17 protein-coding genes and 1 pseudogene are annotated in these 19,809 nt (G+C 61.9%); 14 read left to right on the forward strand and 4 right to left on the reverse strand.

The window, feature by feature from the left end; genetic code table 11:
* The 11 genes and pseudogenes from C1I89_RS35460 to C1I89_RS27960 form a co-directional block, all read left to right on the forward strand.
* Window positions 1–346 (forward strand): annotated as a pseudogene (locus tag C1I89_RS35460) (hypothetical protein); the annotation flags it as partial.
* A gap of 290 nt (window positions 347–636) precedes the next feature.
* Complete coding sequence (locus C1I89_RS27915; RefSeq protein ID WP_003296455.1) at window positions 637–2,229, forward strand: ATP-binding protein; 1,593 nt, start codon at window positions 637–639, stop codon at window positions 2,227–2,229.
* 145 nt (window positions 2,230–2,374) lie between these two features.
* The gene (locus C1I89_RS27920) at window positions 2,375–2,575 is read left to right on the forward strand and encodes a hypothetical protein (RefSeq protein WP_003296456.1); all 201 of its coding nucleotides are present in this window, start codon (window positions 2,375–2,377) and stop codon (window positions 2,573–2,575) included.
* Between the two features lie 15 nt (window positions 2,576–2,590).
* Window positions 2,591–3,154 (forward strand): hypothetical protein, encoded by a 564-nt coding sequence (locus tag C1I89_RS27925; RefSeq protein ID WP_003296457.1) that lies wholly within the window; start codon window positions 2,591–2,593, stop codon window positions 3,152–3,154.
* 335 nt (window positions 3,155–3,489) lie between these two features.
* Window positions 3,490–3,702, forward strand: a complete 213-nt coding sequence (locus C1I89_RS27930) for a hypothetical protein (RefSeq protein ID WP_003296458.1) — start codon at window positions 3,490–3,492, stop codon at window positions 3,700–3,702.
* 23 nt (window positions 3,703–3,725) lie between these two features.
* Window positions 3,726–4,118, forward strand: coding sequence for a hypothetical protein (locus tag C1I89_RS27935; RefSeq protein ID WP_003296459.1), 393 nt, complete (start codon window positions 3,726–3,728; stop codon window positions 4,116–4,118).
* Between the two features lie 97 nt (window positions 4,119–4,215).
* On the forward strand, window positions 4,216–4,608 hold the full coding sequence (locus C1I89_RS27940) for a hypothetical protein (RefSeq protein WP_003296460.1): 393 nt from the start codon (window positions 4,216–4,218) through the stop codon (window positions 4,606–4,608).
* A 168-nt stretch (window positions 4,609–4,776) separates the two neighbouring features.
* Window positions 4,777–5,439 carry a hypothetical protein gene (locus tag C1I89_RS27945; RefSeq protein WP_102775611.1) on the forward strand — a complete coding sequence of 221 codons (663 nt, stop codon included), beginning with the start codon at window positions 4,777–4,779 and terminating at the stop codon, window positions 5,437–5,439.
* A gap of 120 nt (window positions 5,440–5,559) precedes the next feature.
* Entirely contained in the window at window positions 5,560–6,303 is a 744-nt protein-coding gene (locus C1I89_RS27950; protein WP_015879472.1) for a hypothetical protein, read from the forward strand.
* Between the two features lie 291 nt (window positions 6,304–6,594).
* Window positions 6,595–7,407, forward strand: a complete 813-nt coding sequence (locus C1I89_RS27955) for a hypothetical protein (protein ID WP_003296462.1) — start codon at window positions 6,595–6,597, stop codon at window positions 7,405–7,407.
* Between the two features lie 356 nt (window positions 7,408–7,763).
* Complete coding sequence (locus tag C1I89_RS27960; protein ID WP_003296463.1) at window positions 7,764–9,032, forward strand: tyrosine-type recombinase/integrase; 1,269 nt, start codon at window positions 7,764–7,766, stop codon at window positions 9,030–9,032.
* Window positions 9,033–9,234: 202 nt separating this feature from the next.
* On the opposite strand, the gene C1I89_RS27965 is transcribed toward C1I89_RS27960, so the two are convergent.
* The 4 genes from C1I89_RS27965 to tbtR form a co-directional block, all read right to left on the reverse strand.
* Entirely contained in the window at window positions 9,235–10,605 is a 1,371-nt protein-coding gene (locus C1I89_RS27965; protein WP_003296464.1) for an IS1182 family transposase, read from the reverse strand.
* Between the two features lie 384 nt (window positions 10,606–10,989).
* The gene (locus tag C1I89_RS27970; protein WP_102770808.1) at window positions 10,990–11,955 is read right to left on the reverse strand and encodes an IS5 family transposase; all 966 of its coding nucleotides are present in this window, start codon (window positions 11,953–11,955) and stop codon (window positions 10,990–10,992) included.
* 441 nt (window positions 11,956–12,396) lie between these two features.
* Window positions 12,397–13,038: a TetR family transcriptional regulator gene (locus C1I89_RS27975; protein ID WP_041110197.1), complete on the reverse strand. Its 642-nt coding sequence runs from the start codon at window positions 13,036–13,038 to the stop codon at window positions 12,397–12,399.
* Between the two features lie 11 nt (window positions 13,039–13,049).
* On the reverse strand, window positions 13,050–13,835 hold the full coding sequence (gene tbtR / locus C1I89_RS27980; protein WP_102775612.1) for a tribuytltin resistance regulator TbtR: 786 nt from the start codon (window positions 13,833–13,835) through the stop codon (window positions 13,050–13,052).
* 210 nt (window positions 13,836–14,045) lie between these two features.
* On the opposite strand from tbtR, the gene tbtA reads away from it, so the two are divergent.
* The 3 genes from tbtA to C1I89_RS27995 are packed head-to-tail and all read left to right on the forward strand — an operon-like array spanning window position 14,046 to window position 19,809.
* A complete protein-coding gene (gene tbtA, locus C1I89_RS27985) occupies window positions 14,046–15,194 on the forward strand; it encodes a multidrug efflux RND transporter periplasmic adaptor subunit TbtA (protein WP_102775613.1) in 1,149 nt (382 codons plus the stop codon).
* Between the two features lie 14 nt (window positions 15,195–15,208).
* Window positions 15,209–18,355, forward strand: a complete 3,147-nt coding sequence (locus C1I89_RS27990; RefSeq protein WP_102775614.1) for an efflux RND transporter permease subunit — start codon at window positions 15,209–15,211, stop codon at window positions 18,353–18,355.
* Window positions 18,352–19,809, forward strand: a complete 1,458-nt coding sequence (locus C1I89_RS27995; protein ID WP_054093846.1) for an efflux transporter outer membrane subunit — start codon at window positions 18,352–18,354, stop codon at window positions 19,807–19,809. Before C1I89_RS27990 ends, C1I89_RS27995 begins: the two co-directional genes overlap by 4 nt.

Below are 19,809 nucleotides of genomic sequence, written 5' to 3' on the forward strand. Positions count from 1 at the left end.
AGACGATGCCGGCCCCAACCACGACAAGGGCCGGGTGAATGCTGAGACAGCGAACGGTTCCACCGACGACCGCAACCTGAACCAGTACACGGGTGGTTTCCTCCTCCAAGCCGAAGGCGGCCAGCCTTCGGCGTGTTTTCTCCTGCGCATCCGCCATGACGACCCGGCAATTCTGCCTCGGTCACACGAACAGGAGACACCCGAACGAATCCTCAACCACAAGCCGGCCGCCGAGGCGCCGCGCTACAAGGCGATTGGCAATTCGATGGCGGTGCCGTGCATGGCCTGGCTGGGCCGGCGCCTGCTGCAGACTCTGGACAACGCGGGGCGCACGACTGCGCATTGATCAGCGACACCACGCAACGGCAGGCGCATTGTCGGGCCTGCATCGCTGATTCGTCAGCCGTTGCCAGCAGCCAGGGTCGTGCAGGCTGCGTCGCGGACCCTCCGCGCCGACCGTCCTTGTCCGCATCGCATCGTGCCGCGGACACGCGCCCATTCCGGGCGTCGATGCTGCTTCTCCCTCGGGCCGACCGGCCCATTCCCCTTCCCACCGGCATCCGCCTGTTCAGTGCCCCGTCGCACCGGGCAGCGCTGTGCCTGTCCGGTGCAAACCATTATCCAAGGAGTCATCTCATGAGAACCCTTCGTCTCAAGACCAACCAGCACAGCCTCATCGCCAATCTGCGCCATGCGTTCAACCAGGGCTCGATGCTGGGCGAACTGTTACAGAACGCCCGCCGCGCCCAGGCCAGCGCGATCCACATCACGGTGAACCAGGACAGCCTGACCATCACCGACGATGGCATCGGCATTAGCGACCTGCAGACCTTGATCTTCATCGCCGAATCCGGCTGGGACAAGCAACTCAAGGCGCGCGAGAACGCCTTCGGCCTCGGTGTGCTCTCGACCTTGTACTTCGCCAAGACTCTGACGGTGCATTCGCGCGACAAACTGTTCAGCGCGCGAACCGCCGAGATCATTGCCGGCGAGCCGATCGAGGAAGACATCGCAGGCTTCCATCTGGAGGGCACCGCCATCCACCTCGAAGGCGTCAAGCCGGTGCAGGCCGGGCAGGATCTGCCCACCTGGGTGGAGCACGAGCTCCAGCGTCTGTGCGAAGCCTTTCCGGTGCCGGTCTGGCTCAACGGCGCTGAAGTGCCACGCCCGTTGGCGAAGCCCGATCTGCACTGGCGCGAGACGTCCATGGGCAAGGTCTTGATCAATCTGTCCGGTACGCGCACGCAGTGGCGCTGCTTTCTTCAGGGACTGCCCATCGGCGGACGACCTATCGACAGGCTGCCCACGAGCCAGGAACGCCAGGTCGTCCTGCTGCCTGACAACACGCTGGCGAAGCTCCCGGATCGGCAGCACCTGCTGAACGAGACGGAAGATCATCCACGTATCCAGGCTGCGGTCGATCAGGCCTACCGCGAGGCACTGATCGAGAAGAAGCAGGCGCTTGCCGCCAGCGACTTCGTCACGCACTACGCGCATGTCTGCCTCAACTCGTCGAACGCCGATCTGCTCAACGACGTGCCCTTCGTTCCTCTGTCCTGGTTCCGGGACTGGGACGAAGAGCCGGCCGGCTATCGTCAATACTGGCGGCGTTATCTGGGCGGAAATGGCGTGATCGCCCAACAGGCCCTGGAAGTGCTTGGTGTCTGGCAGATCGAGCCCGACGACGAAACCGCGCCGACCGCCGAGATCTACCTGGAAGCGGCCAAAGCGTATGTACTCGACGAGCCCGGTCTGGATGACGGCCACTGGCTCAAGCGTCTGATCAAGGTCGTCAGCCCTGAGCAGGTGCGCATCAGAACCGGCACCACCTTGCATCGAGAGGTCAATCCCGGACTTGCCGACTACGAGGTGGAGCTGGAATTGGTCGATACCCTGCATGTCGGGCTGGAGGGCCATCTCGGGACGGTGGAGTACGCAGTGGAGGCCGTGCGCAAGGGATACACGCTCTACCTGACCCCCTCGGCGGGGGCCAGAACCGGGCTGGTCTGCGACTATGTGTTCGACGATCGCTACGGTGAGGATCGTGAAGACGAGGACGCACTCCTGATCGAAACCTTCATCGCCGTAGGCTGCTCGTCATCAGCCGATCGCGTGGTCCAGGCGCTGCTGCCGTACGCGCTGCGCCATGGCGTGCAACCCAAGCTGGCCGGCGCCACCGTGCGCCTGGTCTTCGATGACACCGGCAAATTGCAGGCGGTCACTGCCTGATCGGTGCCATCTCTCCACGCCCCCGATTTCGGGGGCGTTTTTTCTTCTTGTGGGCCGACGAAAAACCGGTTCTCGCTACCGGGTGCGGGCGAATCCGGCTGTGCTGATTTCCCGTTTCCGGATGACGCGGACAGTACCAGAACCGATGCTGGCATCCGCTGTTGCCGACATTGTCGGCTTCGCCAGCAGCCAGGGTTTCAGGCTGCCGTGGAGCTTGCTCCATGCCACCCGCCAGTTCGCCGTCGCATCGCTCGGGCGAACGCTGCCCATGCGGGCATCGATGCCTCTTTCTCCAACCTACGGGATGAGCGCTTCGTCCCGCAGGGGCGTGGCGTTTCCCGACTGATCTCAAGGAATGTCCATGGAAACCATCACCACGCAAGACCGCATCACCCTGATACACCTCAAGGTCGCAGATTTCGCCAGCGAAGAGACGCTGTGCTTCACTGCCACCGTGCTGTTCGATGGCGTTGCCATTGCCGATGCCCGCAACGACGGGCACGGCGGTTCCACCTGCATCCGCGCACTCGACGGCCAGGCTGCATGGCTGGCCGAGGCCGAAGCCTTCGCCAGGAGCCTGCCCCCCGATACGCTGGAGGGCGGCATCTCCGGCGAGGACGACGACCCGCTGGTCATCGACATCACGCTCGACTATCTGGTCGATCATCTGGCTGAAGCACAGCATGCCGAACGCAAGCTACGCACCGCCTACACCCGCGACATCGCCAACAAGGTGCTGTTCATCAGGGACGGCAAGCTGCTGTTCCTGAAAGGCATCAAGCTCAAGGCCATCGCCGACCGCGCCGGGTACTTTGCGGCGCTGCGCGCACGGCAGGAAACACCCATCATCATTCTGGCCGAGCTGCCGCCGGATGAGGCTTTCGCCTTGTGGAAGCAGCATGTACTGGGCGGCGAATCGTCCTGATCCCCAAGGCTTCCCGAGCCTCCACAGCCCCGCGATTGCGGGGCTTTTTTTCGTCCATCAATCGGGACGCCTCGGATTCCCATTTGCGCATGACGCCGGCCTAGCGCCGGCGGAAGCTGTCGGCATGCGTCGCTGACCTCGTCAGCACCATGCCAGCAGCCAGGGTTTCAGGCTGCCGCGGGATTCCCCTCCCGTGCGACCCACACCAGTCCGCCATCGCATCGAGTCCGCGGACGCGCGCCCTCACGGCGCCGATGCCGATTCATCCACCGCCAGCGGGAGCAGCCATCCCGTCCAGGGCCATGGCGATCCTGCTTCCTGAAAGGAGCTCCGCCATGTCCCAGCAAGCCTCGTTCGGCCACTTGGCCCTGATCTACGCCGGCAAACACCTGCCGCTCCAAGTGCTTCACAGCGCCGCCGGCCACTACATCGGTACGCGCGACATCGAAGGCCCCGTCTCCCGCGAGTCGGCCGAGTACTTCCGCAGTTCGGCGGCAGCCCAGCGAGCCCTCGACCGAGGCGGCTGGACCCAGCTGCCCACCCCTTGATCCCCATCCATGAGGAGACCGTCATGAATCAGCTTCTACCAACCGACGTCGTCGATCAGATCATGCGTGAAACGCGCCATTTCGAGCGTGCGCCCGAGGCCTTTTTCGAGGCTTGGAAACGCGGTGCGGAAATCGCCGGGCCCGAGTGGTTTGGCGATGGCACCCGCGAAGGCCTGCGCCGTGCCGCCAGCAAGTGGGACTTGCGTCCGAACCTGCTGGAACTCAACGACGCCCTGGGCGTTTTGAGCGGCGGACAGCGCATGTTCCTGTCCGCGATGGTGAGCTTCTACAACTCGCGCGAGGGCGCCGCGATGCTCAAGCGCTGCGGCTTCGAGGGGCTTTCCGACCTCGGTGGCCTGGATCTGGAGCGGCGTCAGGTGATCGCCGATCTGGTACTCAACTACAGCGGCTGGTAGGTCCGAACGACCGACCACCGCCATTTTCTCAACCCCCAGCGAGGGACATCCGTCCCTTCGGGGCGGTGTCCCTCCATTCTTCCCACAGGAGCGACCCATGTCCCGAAATCCATCCTTTGCCGTCGTCCTCGAAGGAGGCCTGGTGCAGGCCATCGTCGTGCAGGACTGGCCCGATCATCTGCCGCTGCCGCCATTCGCGGTAGTGGACTACGACACCGAAGGCGCGGCCGACGACGAAATCGTCTGCTTCGACATCGGCAACTCCGAAGCCGAAGCCCTGTGCCGCAGCGACACCCCCACGGTGTTCGAGTCCTTGCCGGACGCGCTGTCACCACGGGTTGTGCTTGCCGCACTGGGCGAGCCCGTCCTGGATGACGCACCCAAACCGCTGGCGATCGCCCGCCGGGTGCGGCAGAACGTCCTCGATCTGGATGCCCGGATCAACACCAGCGAGCAGGCACCGACGGGCGACGACTACAACGCGCTCTAGGTCTTGGCCAACTGCGGCCTGATCGAACTGCTGAAGTCTCTGGGCGACCCCACCGACTTCGGCGAATAGCGCTTTTCCACCTTTGCCCGAAGCCACGGTTTCGGGTTCATCCCCGCGGATGCCATGTCCGCAGGGGCTGGCTCCGCATCACCAACCAGGAGCCACCCCATGGCAAACAACTACTACGACGCCACCGGCGTCCTCGTTCTCGACCAAGTCACCCCGGTGATTACCGCGCTGTTCGGCGGTTTGAAGCTGGATGCCTCATACCCCGGCGACGGCGAGGTCTACATCGCCCAGATTGCCGAAGACAGCGGCGCGCATTGGGACGATGTCTGCGAAGACCTCGTTGCACTGGCCCAGTCGCTGGGGCTGTCCGTGCCCAGCGAGGGCCCTCCCACGATGGACGACGTTCTGGCCGTGCTTTCCAGGCATTTCGGCACCGACCAGGACGAAGATCTGCAGCACCTGATCGAACACCATCGTTTCGAGGACGACTCGGATCTCGACGCGCTGTTCCTGATCGCCACGCGACTCGACGATGGTCACGGCCTCAAGGAGATTCGCTTCGAGGGTTGCTGGTATTGCAGCAAACCACGCCTCTTCAACTTCGGCGGTGACGGTTCTTTCATCAGCCGCGAGTTCTCGGTCTTCGGTGCCTCCGGTCAGGTGCTCGATCTCGGCAACCGTATCCGGCAAGCCCTTCTGATTCAGAACCTGGAGACTGCTGCCAATCTGTTCGCCCGGGAAACACAACGCCTGCTCGCCGGCATCACCGACGAAACGCAGCGCCGGCAATTGCAACACCGCCTGTCCGAGCTGTTGAGCTGACAGGCCGCGATACGACGCTTGATCCATACCGGTGCCGCCTGCCGGCACCACTTCCTTTCCCACTGGGTCGATCCCCGGTGGGGGTTGGCCCTGCGTCACCCCTCACCGGAGAATCAAACCATGGACCATTCATCCAATCCTTTCGCCCGCGGCTACTACGGTTTCGAGATTCGGCGCCTTGCCGTCATCAGCTACGACGAGCGCCACCCGCAAACCTTTCTGCCGCTGCATCCATCGCAGGCTCATCTACCCGATGACAAGGTGGCGTACCAAGCGTGCATCTTCAACGATGATTTCGTGCTGATCACCGAAGGCCAAACGGTGCCCGCCGAACTCGATGCCTTGTGCGGCGGCAGCGGCGCCGTGCAGGCCGTGTACCACAGCATCTATGGCCGAACCCTCGATAGAGGCTTCATCCATGTGGGCGACAGCTACACACTGGAATATGCCCAAGCGGTGGTGCGCAATCTGCAGTTCGAGACGGGCTTCTACAGCCGTGCCTGGGAGATCAGCACGGCCCACATCACCGAAGCATCGGGCCGCTACCTGTGCGAACTGGCGGATATCGCCACACCGAGCGGGTTCCTGTTCGTCGCCTTTCGCATCCCGTACAGCCCAGCCATCGGCGTCAAGCTGATCGCCACACCCTGGACGGATGAGAACCTGATGCACGTCGAAGGCATCACCGCCGAGCAACTGCGCCGGGAGCACCTGTCCAAGGGCATGCCCGAGGATCTGGCCGACGTACTGGCGCTGGCCGGACAGGCTGACGTAAGGGTGCTGGTATTCGATGCTGATGCCAACGAGCTGGACGGTCTGACCGTCTTCGAGGAAGAGGACGACACCCCCTCTGTGGACACCTGACCAGTCATGTCCCCCCGAGCCCCTCCGATGAGGGGCTTTTTTCTGCCTCGGGAATGCGGTGCAGGCCGGTTCGGTTTATCGCAGGCCGGGCCGGCCAGGCTCTGCCATCCTGCTGCCATGTTCGCTGGCGTAGCCGGCAACATCCCAGGCGGTCAAGGCCATCGAGACCGCGGCATGCCGATCGCGTGCTGGCTTTCATCCTCTTCCGGACGCACCGCGTCCATCCAATCCACCCACTTGGGACAACCCGTCCCCTGTGGCCGGGAAGTCCCTTTTTTCTGGAGATTTCCCATGGACCATCAACTCATTCGTCAACAACTCCCGACGCTGGTTTCCGGCCATGTGCCGTCCAATGCCCGCGGCTTCAAGTTCGTCATCTTCGACGGTGAGCCCAAGGTATCGACGATGGGCTTCCATATCGATCCCAAGCCTTTTGAAGGCAAGGTCATCGCGAGCACAGACGAGGCCATTGTCGTCAAGACCGGACGCACCCAGTTCATGGTGCTCGACCGGTCGCGCGTGACCGAGGAACCCGACGAAGGTGCCAAGGTACAGGTCGAGCCTTATGCCAGACGCCGCTTCGACGGCTTGCGGGCGGATACCCCCGAGGAACGCACCGAGTACACCCACGACGGCCAGCCCTACAAGCTGCAGACGTTCGTGCTCGGTTCGGCTCCGGCGAAACTGCCGGTCCCGCAGCCGCGCTGCCTGGAACTGCAGCAACTCATCGAGCAGTTGGAAACGCTGCCGGCGCCCGACGGCTACCGGCGCATCACGCACCTGCTGGTCGATGCTGGCGCGTGCGACTTCACTTGGGTCGATCCACTGCCCAAGGACATCATCGCCACGCCGCCGGCCATCAGTTTCAACGTGGTCACTGCGAAGTTCCAGGGGCGCGTCACCGTGCTGTACGAACGAGGCGACGATCTCTATGCGGTGGAACTGCACCGCGACGGTGAGCTGGTGGAGCGCGTGGATGAGGTGTTCTTCGATGACCTCGGCAACACGTTGGAACGCCTGATCGACGATGGCAGTTGGCGCCAGATTCGCGTCAGCACCGTGCAGAAGCCCGCACGGCGCAAGCCGCGGGCGGTATCCGCATGACTGCGCGAAGCGGCTGAGTCCGTCGGCGGCATTTCGTCCTTTCCGCACCGCCTTGTCGGAGCATTCATCCACCACGGCACTTGCCCCGGAAACTGGCCTCGCGCCAGCTTCCGGGGCTGTGCCTATCTGCTGGGAAATATCTCATGACCGTGTCGGCAGAACGTCTGAACAGCAACTTAGATCCTCTCGGATCTTAATGGACACTAAACCCCTTGAGGAATGCCGCCTTAAGGGTTTTTCTTATCCAGCAGCGTCCATCAAACCTCTATGCGATCTACTGAACAACCGGGTACGCTACCGGGTACAGCGAAAACGTACCCACCCCATTAACCGGGTACAGCTAGAAAGGAGCAGTCATGCCGCTTACTGACACTGCGTGCCGTACCGCAAAGCCGAAGGAAAAGCCCTACAAAATGACTGACGGAAATGGGCTCTACCTTGAGGTGAAGCCCAACGGGGTCAAGGCATGGCGCTATAGATTCGAGCTAAGCGACGCTGGTGCCAAGAAAGAAAGCGTGTTCGCCATCGGGGATTACGTGATCGCTCCAAAGGGCGAAACGCCTGAGCAGACGGAGGACCGCCGCAAAGGGCGTCGATTTACTCTTTCGGAAGCCAGAGAAGAGCGCATCAAAGCACGCTCACTGGTCGTACAAGGCATCAATCCAGCCCATCACCGCCAGCAAGAGCGAGTCAAACGCGACTACGAAAAAACCATCACCTTTGAAGCGGTCGCGAAAGAGTGGTTGGCTCTGAAGGATTGGGAGGACATCACAAAATCCAGGCGACTCAGAATGCTGGAGCGAGTTGTCTTTCCAAAGATCGGCAGCCAGCCGATCAAGGCCATCACCCCCGCCCACATTCTTGAGGTGCTCAAAGGAGCAGCCCAGGACAATGGGCCGTCCGTTGCCGCTGAGGCAAAGCGAACCATGACTGGCGTGTTCGAATTGGCGATCTCGACGCTGCGCGCCACCAGCGACCCTGTGCATCCGGTTCGCAAAGCGCTCCCAGCCAACAAGACGCAGCACAAGCGCCCACTATCCACAGATGAAATTGGCCAGCTACTGCACGATGTCGAATCCCACGGCGGGCGCCACGAAACGCTCTGCGCGTTCCGCCTTATGTGGCTGACTCTGTGCCGCCCAAGCGAAGCAGTAGAAGCTCAATGGTCGGAATTCGACCTAGAAAAGGCGCTTTGGAAAATCCCTGCCGAGCGGATGAAAAAGCGCAAGGAGCATACGAATCCCCTGCCCCAGCAAGCGGTAGAAATGCTGCGAGGCCTTCATGCCATTACCGGAAAATACACCCATGTCTTTCCGCACCGAGACGTACGTACTCGGCCAATGGTTTCCGCATCATTTCGCCAGATGCTTAACGTCTTGGGCTGGGCCGGCAAGTACAGCCCGCATGCCACGCGCACGACAGGCAGTACCCGACTGAATGAAATGGGCTTCTCAGCTGACTGGGTCGAAAGGCAGCTCGCCCACATCGAACCCAATGCAGTTCGCCGCACCTACAACCATGCTGAGTACCTAAGTGATCGGGCAGAAATGATGCAGAAATGGGCTGACATGCTGGATGCATGGAAGAAGGCAGCACTAGCTACATCGAATGCTGCCGCTCAATAATGACAGACGGAACAAGTACGTTTTAGACGACTGCTTCCGGCCGATTCTGTTGAAAAAGTAGGTTTAGCGGCAGCAAGGCGGTCGGATGTACCTGCTGTCGAAGTGGCTGCAAGCCACTTCAAGTTACCTTTCGGCGTTTCACTGAGCGTCCTTGCTCAGGTTTGAGGGTTAATTCGAGGGTTTCTGCTCGCCACAGGCGTATCTATCCCGTGAGCGGTGGCCCTTGAGGCAAAAGCTTGGCCATGCGGCGCAGGTTCTGCACCATCGCAGCCATGGTGAATTCGTCAGTGGCGCCTGTCAGGCCACGCAGTCGTAAACGGTCGAGTTTCATGATCCGTTTAAGATGGGCGAAAAGCATCTCCACCTTCTTCCGTTCGCAACGTGAGACGAGGTATTCCGGTGTCTTGGCGATGCGTCGAGCCACATCGCGGGCAGCCTCATGGATGCTGCGAACGATCTTCCGATTCGGTGTGTTGGGGCAGCATTTCGCTTTCAACGGACAGGTGACGCAGTCGGTTTGGCTGGAGCGGTAGATGATGGTGTTGGCCTTGGTTACCCGCGATCTTTTCTGGGTGAAGGCGCGCCATTCACTGCGTAGCGGTTTGCCGGTTGGGCAGCGATATTCATTGGCTTCCTGATTCCAGTGGAAGTCGTTACTGGAGAGACTGTCGTCCTTGCGCTCAGTCTTGTCCCACACCGGCACATGCGGCTCGATGTCCTTCTCTTCGACCATCCAGGCCAGCATCGGGGCAGTGCCATAGGCGGTGTCGCCGATGAGGCGTTCCGGTGTGAGGTCGAACTGCGCTTCGACACGCTCGACCATCGTCCTGGTCGAGTCGACTTCGGCGGTACGGTGCGCCGGGGTCGCTTCCACATCCATGATCACACCGTGCTCAGTGTCGATCAGGTAATTTGTGGAGTAGGCAAAGAAGGCCGGGCCGCCTGGTGCTGCTGTCCAACGGGACTGAGGATCGGTGAGCGAAATCTTCTTGGGAAGAGCCTCAGCCAACGCATCTTCATCAAGTGCTTCGAGGTACTCGCGCACGGCGCGGCTGCTGAGCTTTGGATCGCTCCAATCGACTTCATCTCCCACCACCCCACGTTGGCGGCTAGCATCGGCCTTGATGATGCTGGCGTCCACAGCGAAGCCTTCGCCTTTGACCAGGCCAGCCGCCATGCAGCGGCGCAGCACCTCATTGAACAACCAGCGGAACAGGCCACTGTCACGAAAACGGCCGTGCCGGTTCTTCGAGAAGGTCGAGTGATTGGGTACTTCGTCTTCCAGACCCAGCCGGCAGAACCAGCGATAGCCAAGGTTCAGGTGCACCTCTTCGCACAATCGACGCTCGGAACGAATGCCATAGCAGTAGCCGACGACGAGCATACGCACCATCAATTCCGGGTCAATCGAGGGACGCCCGATGGGGCTATAGAAATCCGCCAGATAGGCGCGCAGATCACTGAGATCCAGGCACTGGTCGATGCTGCGCAGGAGATGTTGGGCCGGGACGTGATCTTCGAGATTGAACGAGTAGAACAGGCGCTGCTGTCCTCCCGGTAACTGTCCCATCATGCTGTTCGCCTCCACGCCCGCTGACAAAGCAATTTTGCCAACGGCATGGGGAGGTCGCTACTTTTTCAACAGAATCGACCCAAAGCTGCCGCTCGCCCGGGCGAACAATCGGCCAAAAGCGGTCATCAGGTGCTCACGAATGCAGGGCTGATTGATTTTATGCAACTGGCCACTAAACTTGGGACTAGCCCACCATGAGGTAGAGATTCAAAACTGAGTGAAGCTAAGGAAGGTCTGAAGAACTCGATTTCAAACATCCAAAAATCGACCTCATGACCAAAGTATTCAAAAATGGTTAAAAACTGCTCAAATCATCGCCACTTTCGGGTTGTTTGCACCCCGATCAGGCCCGTTTTCGGGCCTGTTGGCGCTTTTTGGGCGCACTTACCCTGCCACCGCCGTCAACGGGCGGCGTGCCATCCAGATATTGGACAGCGTAAACAACATTTTCAAATGCGCAGTGTTCTTGGCCAGTCCACGGAATCTGACTTTACGAAACCCGAATTGGCATTTGATGACACGAAACGGATGCTCAACCTTGGCTCGAAGACTGGATTTGGCCCGCTCAATGTTTTGCGTCAAACGATCAATTGCGCTGTTACCCAAGGCGCGCCGTTTGCCGGGGCGCATGGCAATGTGCCAGGTTACGTCACGCCCTTGGTGCTCGGGTCGTTTGTCTACGCCTTGATAACCGGCATCGCCAAAAGCCAACGTTTCTTCACCATGCAGCAACGCAGCCGCCTGAGTAACATCATGCTCATTGGCAGCGGTGCCCACCACCGTGTGGACCAGCCCGCTGTGAAGATCAACCCCAATGTGGGCCTTCATCCCAAAGTGCCACTGGTTTCCCTTTTTGGTCTGATGCATCTCGGGGTCCCGCGTGCCGCTGGCGTTCTTGGTCGAGCTGGGTGCATCGATAATTGTGGCGTCCACAATGGTGCCTTTGCGCACCTGAATGCCTTGATCCTGCAACAGCAGGTTGACCGCCTCAAGCGCTTGGTCGGCAATGTTGTGCTGCTCGAGCAGATGACGGAAGTTCAAAATGGTGGTCTCGTCCGGCACACGACCTCCAGGCAGTTTGGCAAACTGGCGCATCGAAAAGCTGTCGTACAGCGTCTCTTCCATGGCCGGGTCCGACAGCGAAAACCACAGTTGCATGAAGTAGATGCGCAGCATCGTTTCCAGCGGATACGGTGGACGACCGATGCCCGGTTTGGGGTAATGCGGATCGACCAGATCGGCAAAGAGCTTCCACGGCACCGCACGCTCCATCTTGGCCAGAAACTTCTCACGGCGCGTTTTCTTGCGTTTGCCAACGTACTCGGCTTCGGAAAAACTCAACTGGCTCATCGGGTTCACTCGGATCGGACTGTTTTCAATAACTTATATTCTGACAGGTTCGTTGGACTTGTTCAGAGGTTCCCTAATTGCTTAACTGCCGTCGCGCTCCGATGTAGTGCACGCTGGAAACTCATTGATATATTACCTCACCGTAGTTAGCAACGAGCATCGCAGATTCATAGACAGTAATGCTGAGCTGCAGGCGCAGGTGTCGTGAAGACGCACGTACTCAATATCGATGCAATGTTGCTGCTACAAAAATGCAGTGGCAAGGCAGATCCAGTTGCGACCAAGCTGGTGCTGTTTGTAGCTCTTGCGCGAGTTTGCGTGCGCCAGGCAGTTTCGCTACATACCATGCCCTTTCGAGAGGCGCCGCCGACAGTCCTCAATTACGTTGAACACTCTATCCAGTTCGAGACGTGCCAGGCGGCAGGTAAGAACTCCGCTCCCTCATGTGTTCGGGCAATTTCCTGATGCCACAGACACTTTTAACAAATGCTCAGGTGGCGACTTGATCAGACAGAGCAGTGATTCGAGCACGGAACGTATTAGCGACTCTTTGTTCTCTGGCTGTTGCAGGCACTCATATAAAAGACCGCTGATAGCGCTCTGAAATAGCGCCTCGACCATTTCAAGATTTATGTCTGGAGAAATTTCGCCATTTCTAGAAGCGGACTCGAGGATGGCCGCAATTTGCCGCATGAACTGCTTGCGCAGCCGCGTTAAGCCGTCCCGAATGATTCCGCATTCGCCTGTAGGACCTTGAAGGAACATGATGCTCGAGAGCTTTCGAGCCGTGTCGTCGCCAACCGTATTCAGCAGAACGCGCGCAAGCCACGTCCATGCGTTATCAAGGCAGGCATTGCGAGGCACCGTCTGTCGAAGCGGAATCGATAACTCGTCGAACAGCGCGTTCAAGATGGCGTGCTTGTCCTTGAAATGCCAATAGACCGCACCGCGTGTGACGCCCGCCATCTTGGCCACCGTCGCCAACGCGGCGTTATCGACCCCCTCATCCCAGAACACTTCATTGGCAGCCATGAGAATCTTGCGTCGGGTCAGCTCCGCTTCAGCGGCGGTTCGTCTGGCCATGCTTTCGCCTCTCAGGATGTATGCGTGGCGCGCCGACCGATCGCCCGCTCGACGCTCTGCTGGCAGCGGTGCAGCGCCTGTTGAAATGGCTCACGACGAGTCACTAGCCGCGCTGTCGGTCCGACGATTGCGATCGAGTACCGGCCCAAATAGGTTTCCAGCGTGATCGCAAACGAGCTGAGTCCTTCAATCAGCTCGCCATGCTCTTCGGCAACGGCGCCCTCAGCGATCTGGCCGAGCTGCTTAAGCAGCGTAATCCGGTCAGGCGTGCATGGAGTCACGATCGGCAGCGGGTCGGGCAGCATCTGTTGCAGCCACTCATCGGCCAGGACCGCCAGCAGCGCCTTGCCGCTCGCGGTCGCGTAGGCCGGCGCCTTGATACCAATGGGAAACACGACACGTAGCTCACGCTCGGCCACGACGCGGTCGACCACGTAGGCTTTCGCGCCGACCAGCGTGCTGACGCAAACCGACTCGCCCAACTGCTCGCAGAGCTCGAGCATGTAGGGCTTGAGCAACGTGATGATGTCCGTCTGGGTCTGGCTGATCAGCTGCCCGAGTGCCGGCCCCAGGCGGAAGCCGCCACTGGGGCCAAGGGTCTCGACCAGGTACTCGGCCTCCAGCGCGGTGATGATGCGCTGCACCGTGGAGCGGGGCAGGTCGACGATCTGCGCGATAGCAGCCAGGCTCAGTCCCTTGGGGTTGTCGCGCAGGGCCCGCATGATCGCTCCTGCGCGGGCGATTACCTGAATACCGTTGTGCCGGCCGGCTTCAGCGGCCTGGTCTGTCTGTGTCATAGCATCCTCTTATGTACTACGCCCACTTGGGTTGCGGGGATTTTCCAGCAGCTTCGCAAGAGTGAACAGGCATTCTTCAACGTCGCGGACCGGAGTTGCCAGTTCCTTGTTCAGGCCTGTTACATATTCCGAGTTGTCTCTACTGAACTGCATAGTGATACACTGAATCGCTATATGGTACAGCCTTTGTGCATTTGAGGGAGACAACAGGTGAATCACCGAAAAGCTAAATCGCGCGCATGGCATTCCGTTCCGCTGGCGGCACTGTTGCTGGCCGGCTGCGTGGAGTCGGACAAGACGCAAACCGCGGCGCCGCCGCCGGAAGTGGGGGTCTATCAGGTCGAGGCACAGGCGTTGACACTGACCACCAAACTGCCGGGACGTACCGCCTCGTACCGTGTCGCCGAGGTGCGGCCGCAGGTCAACGGCATCGTTCAGAAACGTTTGTTCACCGAGGGCACGGAGGTCGAGCAGGGCCAGCAGCTGTACCAGATCGACGCACGCACCTATGAGGCACGCCTGGCCCGCGCCAAGGCCAACCTGGTCACGGCGGAAAACCTGGCCAAGCGCTATGAGCGCCTGGTCAAGACCAATGCCGTCAGCCGCCAGCAGTACGACGACGCCATGGCCGCCTGGAAACAGGCCCAGGCCGAAGTACAGGTAGCCAGCATCGACGTGCAGTACACCAAGGTGCTGTCGCCGATTTCCGGCCGCATCGGTCGCTCGCGGGTCACCGAGGGCGCACTGGTGACCAACGGCCAGGCGCAGGAAATGGCCACGGTGCAGCAGCTCGACCCCATTTACGTGGACGTGACCCAGCCCATTACCAAGCTGCTCGAACTGCAGCGAGCCCTGGAAACAGGGCGCCTTCAACGCGCCGGCGAAGACCAGGCGCAGGTCAGCCTGACCCTGGATGACGGCAGCGCTTATCCGCTGACCGGCACGCTGAAATTCTCCGAAGTCAGCGTCGACCCCACCACTGGCTCGGTCACCCTGCGCGCCGAATTCCCCAACCCAGACCGCAAGCTACTGCCCGGCATGTTCGTCCAGGCCCTGCTGCAGGAAGGCGTTCAGCAAAACGCCATTCTGGTGCCGCAACAAGCGGTGAGCCGCGATGCCCGCGGCGTACCCAGTGTCTGGGTGGTCAAGCAGGACAACAGCGTCGAGCGACGCGAAGTCGAGACCCTGCGCACCGTCGGCAATGCCTGGCTGATCGGCAAGGGCGTCGCCGACGGCGAACGCGTGATCACCGAAGGCACCCAGCACGCCCGTAGTGGCGTCACGGTCAAGCCGGTGGAGGCCAGCAACGTTCAGCTGGTTGCCGAATTTGGCGAGCCCACCGCCGCCGCGGCCAACTGAGGAGCTAGACGTCCATGTCCCGTTTTTTCATCGACCGGCCGATCTTCGCCTGGGTGCTGGCGATCGTCGCCATGCTAGCCGGTGCGTTGTCGCTGGTGAAAATGCCCATCAGCCAGTACCCCAATATCGCCGCCCCGGCAGTGTCGATCCAGGTCAGCTACCCCGGCGCCTCGGCACAGACTGTGCAGGACACCGTGGTGCAGGTCATCGAACAGCAACTCAGCGGCCTCGACGGCTTCCGCTACATGTCCGCCGAAAGCGCCTCCGATGGCAGCATGACCATCATCGTGACCTTCGAGCAGGGCACCGACCCCGATATCGCCCAGGTCCAGGTGCAGAACAAGCTGCAACTGGCCACTCCTCGGTTGCCCGAGGAAGTGCAGCGCCAAGGGCTGCGCGTGGTGAAGTACCAGATGAACTTCTTCCTGGTCATCGGGCTGGCGGACAGCACCGGCAAGATGAGCAACTTCGACCTTGGCAACCTGATCGCTTCGCAGCTGCAGGACCCGATTTCGCGCATCGACGGCGTGGGTGACTACGTGCTGTTCAGCTCGCCCTATGCCATGCGCATCTGGCTCGATCCGGCCAAGCTCAACAGCTACCAGCTGATGCCGAGTGATGTCGCCAGCGCCATTCGCGAGCAGAACGTGCAGGTGTCTTCCGGCCAGCTTGGCGGCTTGCCAACTCGCAGCGGGGTGCAGCTCAACGCCACGGTGCTGGGCAAAACCCGCATGACCACGCCAGCCGAGTTCGAGGAAATCCTGGTCAAGGTCAACGCGGACGGCTCGCAAGTGCGCGTCAAGGACATCGCCGAAGTCGAACTGGGCGCTGACAACTTCTCGATCTCCAGCATGCTTAACGGCCAGCCCTCGGCAGCCCTCGCGTTGCGCCTGGCTTCGGGCGGCAACCTGCTCGAGACGGTGAAAGCGGTGAAGGCCGAGATGGAGAAGCAGAAGGCCTATCTGCCCGAAGGCGTCGAGGTGTTCTATCCCTACGACACCACCCCGGTGGTGGAAGCCTCGATCAGCTCCGTGATCCAGACCATCGTCGAAGCGGTGGTGCTGGTGTTCCTGGTGATGTTCCTATTCCTGCAGAGCTTCCGCGCCACGCTGATTCCGACCCTGGCGGTGCCCGTCGTGCTGCTCGGCGCCTTCGCCCTGCTTCCCTCCTTCGGCATCAGCATCAACGTGCTGACCATGTACGCCATGGTGCTGGCCATCGGCCTGCTGGTGGACGACGCCATCGTCGTGGTGGAGAACGTCGAACGCCTGATGCACGAGGAAGGGCTGTCGCCGCTGGAAGCCACGCGCAAATCGATGGGGCAGATTTCCGGCGCCCTGGTCGGCATCGGCATGGTGTTGTCGGCGGTGTTCGTGCCGATGGCCTTCTTCGGCGGCTCGGCCGGCATCATCTACAAGCAGTTCGCCGTGACCATCGTGGTCTGCATGGGCCTGTCGGTGCTGGTCGCGCTGATCTTCACCCCGGCGCTGTGCGCCACCATCCTCAAGGCGCCCAAAGGCGATGCCCATCACGAGAAAAAAGGCTTCTTCGGCTGGTTCAACCGCAGCTTCGACCGCGGCGCGACGCGCTTCGAGCGCGGCGTCGGCGGCATGCTCAAGCACCGCGGGCGCTACCTGCTGGCGTTCGTGCTGATTACCGCCGGCACCGGCTACCTGTTCACCCAGATTCCCAAGGCGTTCCTGCCCAACGAGGACCAGGGGTTGATGATGGTGGAGGTGCGGATGCCGGTGAATTCCTCCGCCGAACGCACCGAAGCGGTACTGCAGGAAGTGAGCGACTACCTGCGCAATGAGGAAGGCCAGCTGATCCAGCACGTGCTGACCGTCAACGGCTTCAACTTCGCCGGTCGCGGGCAGAACTTCGGCCTCGGTCTGGTCATGCTCAAGGACTGGAGCGTGCGCGCCGCGGAAGGCCAGGACGTGTTCAGCCTGGCCCAGCGCGCCAACGCCCGCTTCGCCCAGATCAAGGACGCCACCGTCATGGCCTTCGTGCCGCCGGCGATCCTGGAAATGGGTAACGCGATGGGGTTCAACCTCTATCTGCAGGACAACTCCGGCGTCGGTCACGCCGCGCTGATGGAGGCGCGCAACCAGTTCCTGCAGCTGGCCAACCAGCATCCGAAGCTGCGCGCGGTGCGCCCCAACGGCAAGGACGACGAGCCGCAGTTCCAGGTCAACATCGACGATGAGAAGGCCCGCGCCCTGCAGGTCAGCATCGCCTCGATCAACCAGACCATGTCGGCGGCCTGGGGCTCGATGTACGTCAACGACTTCATCGACCGCGGTCGGGTCAAGCGCGTCTACATCCAGGGCGAAGACGCTTCGCGCATCTCGCCGGAAGACTTCGACAAGTGGTACGTGCGCAACGCCCTCGGCGAGATGGTGCCATTCTCGGCCTTCGCCACCGGCGAATGGACCTTCGGCTCGCCCAAGCTGGAGCGCTACGGCGGCATCTCCTCGGTGGAAATCCTCGGCGAACCGGCGCCGGGCTACAGCACCGGCGACGCCATGGTGGCCATCGCCGAAATCATGCAGCAGCTGCCGCCGGGTATCGGCCTGAGCTACACCGGGCTGTCCTACGAGGAAATCCAGACCGGCGACCAGGCGCCGATGCTCTATGCGCTGACCGTGCTGATTGTGTTCCTCTGTCTGGCCGCGCTCTACGAGAGCTGGTCGGTGCCGGCTTCGGTGATGCTGGTGGTGCCGCTGGGCATCCTCGGCGCGGTGCTCGCCACGCTGTTCCGTGACCTCACCGCCGACGTCTACTTCCAGATCGGCCTGATGACCACGGTCGGTCTGTCGGCGAAGAACGCCATCCTCATCGTCGAGTTCGCCAAGGACCTTTACGAGAAGGAAGGCATGCCGCTGGTCCAGGCGGCGGTGCACGCGGCACGTCTGCGCCTGCGTCCCATCGTCATGACCTCGCTGGCCTTCACCTTCGGCGTGCTGCCGATGGCCCTGGCCAGTGGTGCCGGCGCCGGCAGCCAGCATTCGGTGGCGACCGGGGTGGTCGGCGGGATGATTACCGCCACCGTGCTCGCGGTGTTCTTCGTGCCGCTGTTCTACGTGGTGGTGGTCAAGCTGTTCGAGGGCCGCAAGCAGCCGCGCGCCGTTGCCGAAGCCGAAGGAGAAACCGCATGAAGTTCAAGCCTTTGACCCTCGCGGTTGCCCTGGCACTGGGCGGCTGCAGTCTGATCCCGCAGTACCAGCGACCGCAGGCGCCGATCGAGGCCGACTGGCCGCAGGGCGCGGCCTACGATCAGGCGGAGCAGGGCGACACGCGCGCGGCCGATCTGCGCTGGCAGGAGTTCTTCCGCGACGCCGCGCTGCGCGAGCTGATCGGCGTGGCGCTGCAGAACAACCGCGACCTGCGTCAGGCCGCGCTGAACGTCGAGGCCTACCGCGCGCTGCACCGCATCCAGCGTGCCGAGCTGTTCCCCGGCGTCGATGCGGGCGGCAGTGGCAGTCGCCAGCGCCTGCCGGACGACCTCTCGCCGACCGGCGAGGCGGGTATCCAGAGCCGCTACGACGTAGCGCTGGGCGTATCCTACGAGCTGGACGCCTTCGGCCGCATCCGCAGCCTCAGCCGCGCGGCGCTGGAGCAGTACCTGGCCAGCGAAGAAGCCCAGCGCAGCGTGCACATCGCTCTGGTCGGCGACGTCGCCACCGCCTATTTCGCCTGGCGCACCGACCAGGCGCTGCTGGAGCTGAGCGAGGCCACGCTGGAAAGCTACCGGCAGAGCCTGTCGCTGATCGAAGCCAGTGCCGAAGCCGGCACTGCCTCGGAACTGGACGTGCGCCAGGCGCGCACGCTGGTCGATCAGGCGCGTACGCAGAAGGCGCTGTACACCCGGCTCATCGCCGAGGATGTCAACGCCTTGCGCCTGCTGCTGGGCGCGGCGATTCCGAACGATCTGCCGGCAGGCGGCAAGTTGCAGATGGATACGCTGGCCGATTTCCCCGCCGGGCTGCCGGCCGATCTGCTGCTGCGTCGCCCGGACATCCGCGCCGCGGAGCACCGCCTGCTGGCCGCCAACGCCAATATCGGCGCGGCACGCGCGGCGTTCTTCCCGAGCATCAGCCTGACCGGCAGCGCCGGCACCGCCAGCAGCGAACTGGACGGCCTGTTCGACGGCGGTTCCGGGGCCTGGAGTCTGGTCCCGCGGATCAACCTGCCGATCTTCACCGCCGGGCGGTTGAAGGCCAATCTCGACTATGCCGAGATCCAGAAGGACATCCACGTCGCGGCGTACGAGAAGGCCATCCAGACCGCCTTCCGCGAGGTCGCCGACGGCCTCGCCGCGCGCGGCACCTACGACGAACAGGTACAGGCGCAGAGCGATCTGGTCGACAATAACCGCGCCTACTACCAGCTGGCCCGCCAGCGTTACGACGAGGGCGTGGATACCTACCTCACCGTGCTCGACGCCCAGCGCGAGCTGTTCGCGTCGCAGCGCCAGCTGCTCAGCGACCATCTGTTGCAGCTGAACCGCGAAGTCCAGCTGTATCGCGCCCTGGGTGGCGGCTGGAAGACGGACACGGCCGAGCGTTCGGCCGCGGGGGCTGATGGCCCCGCAACACTCACCATGAACTGA

The organism is Achromobacter pulmonis (assembly GCF_002885955.2).
Taxonomy (GTDB): Bacteria; Pseudomonadota; Gammaproteobacteria; order Burkholderiales; family Burkholderiaceae_B; genus Achromobacter; species Achromobacter pulmonis_A.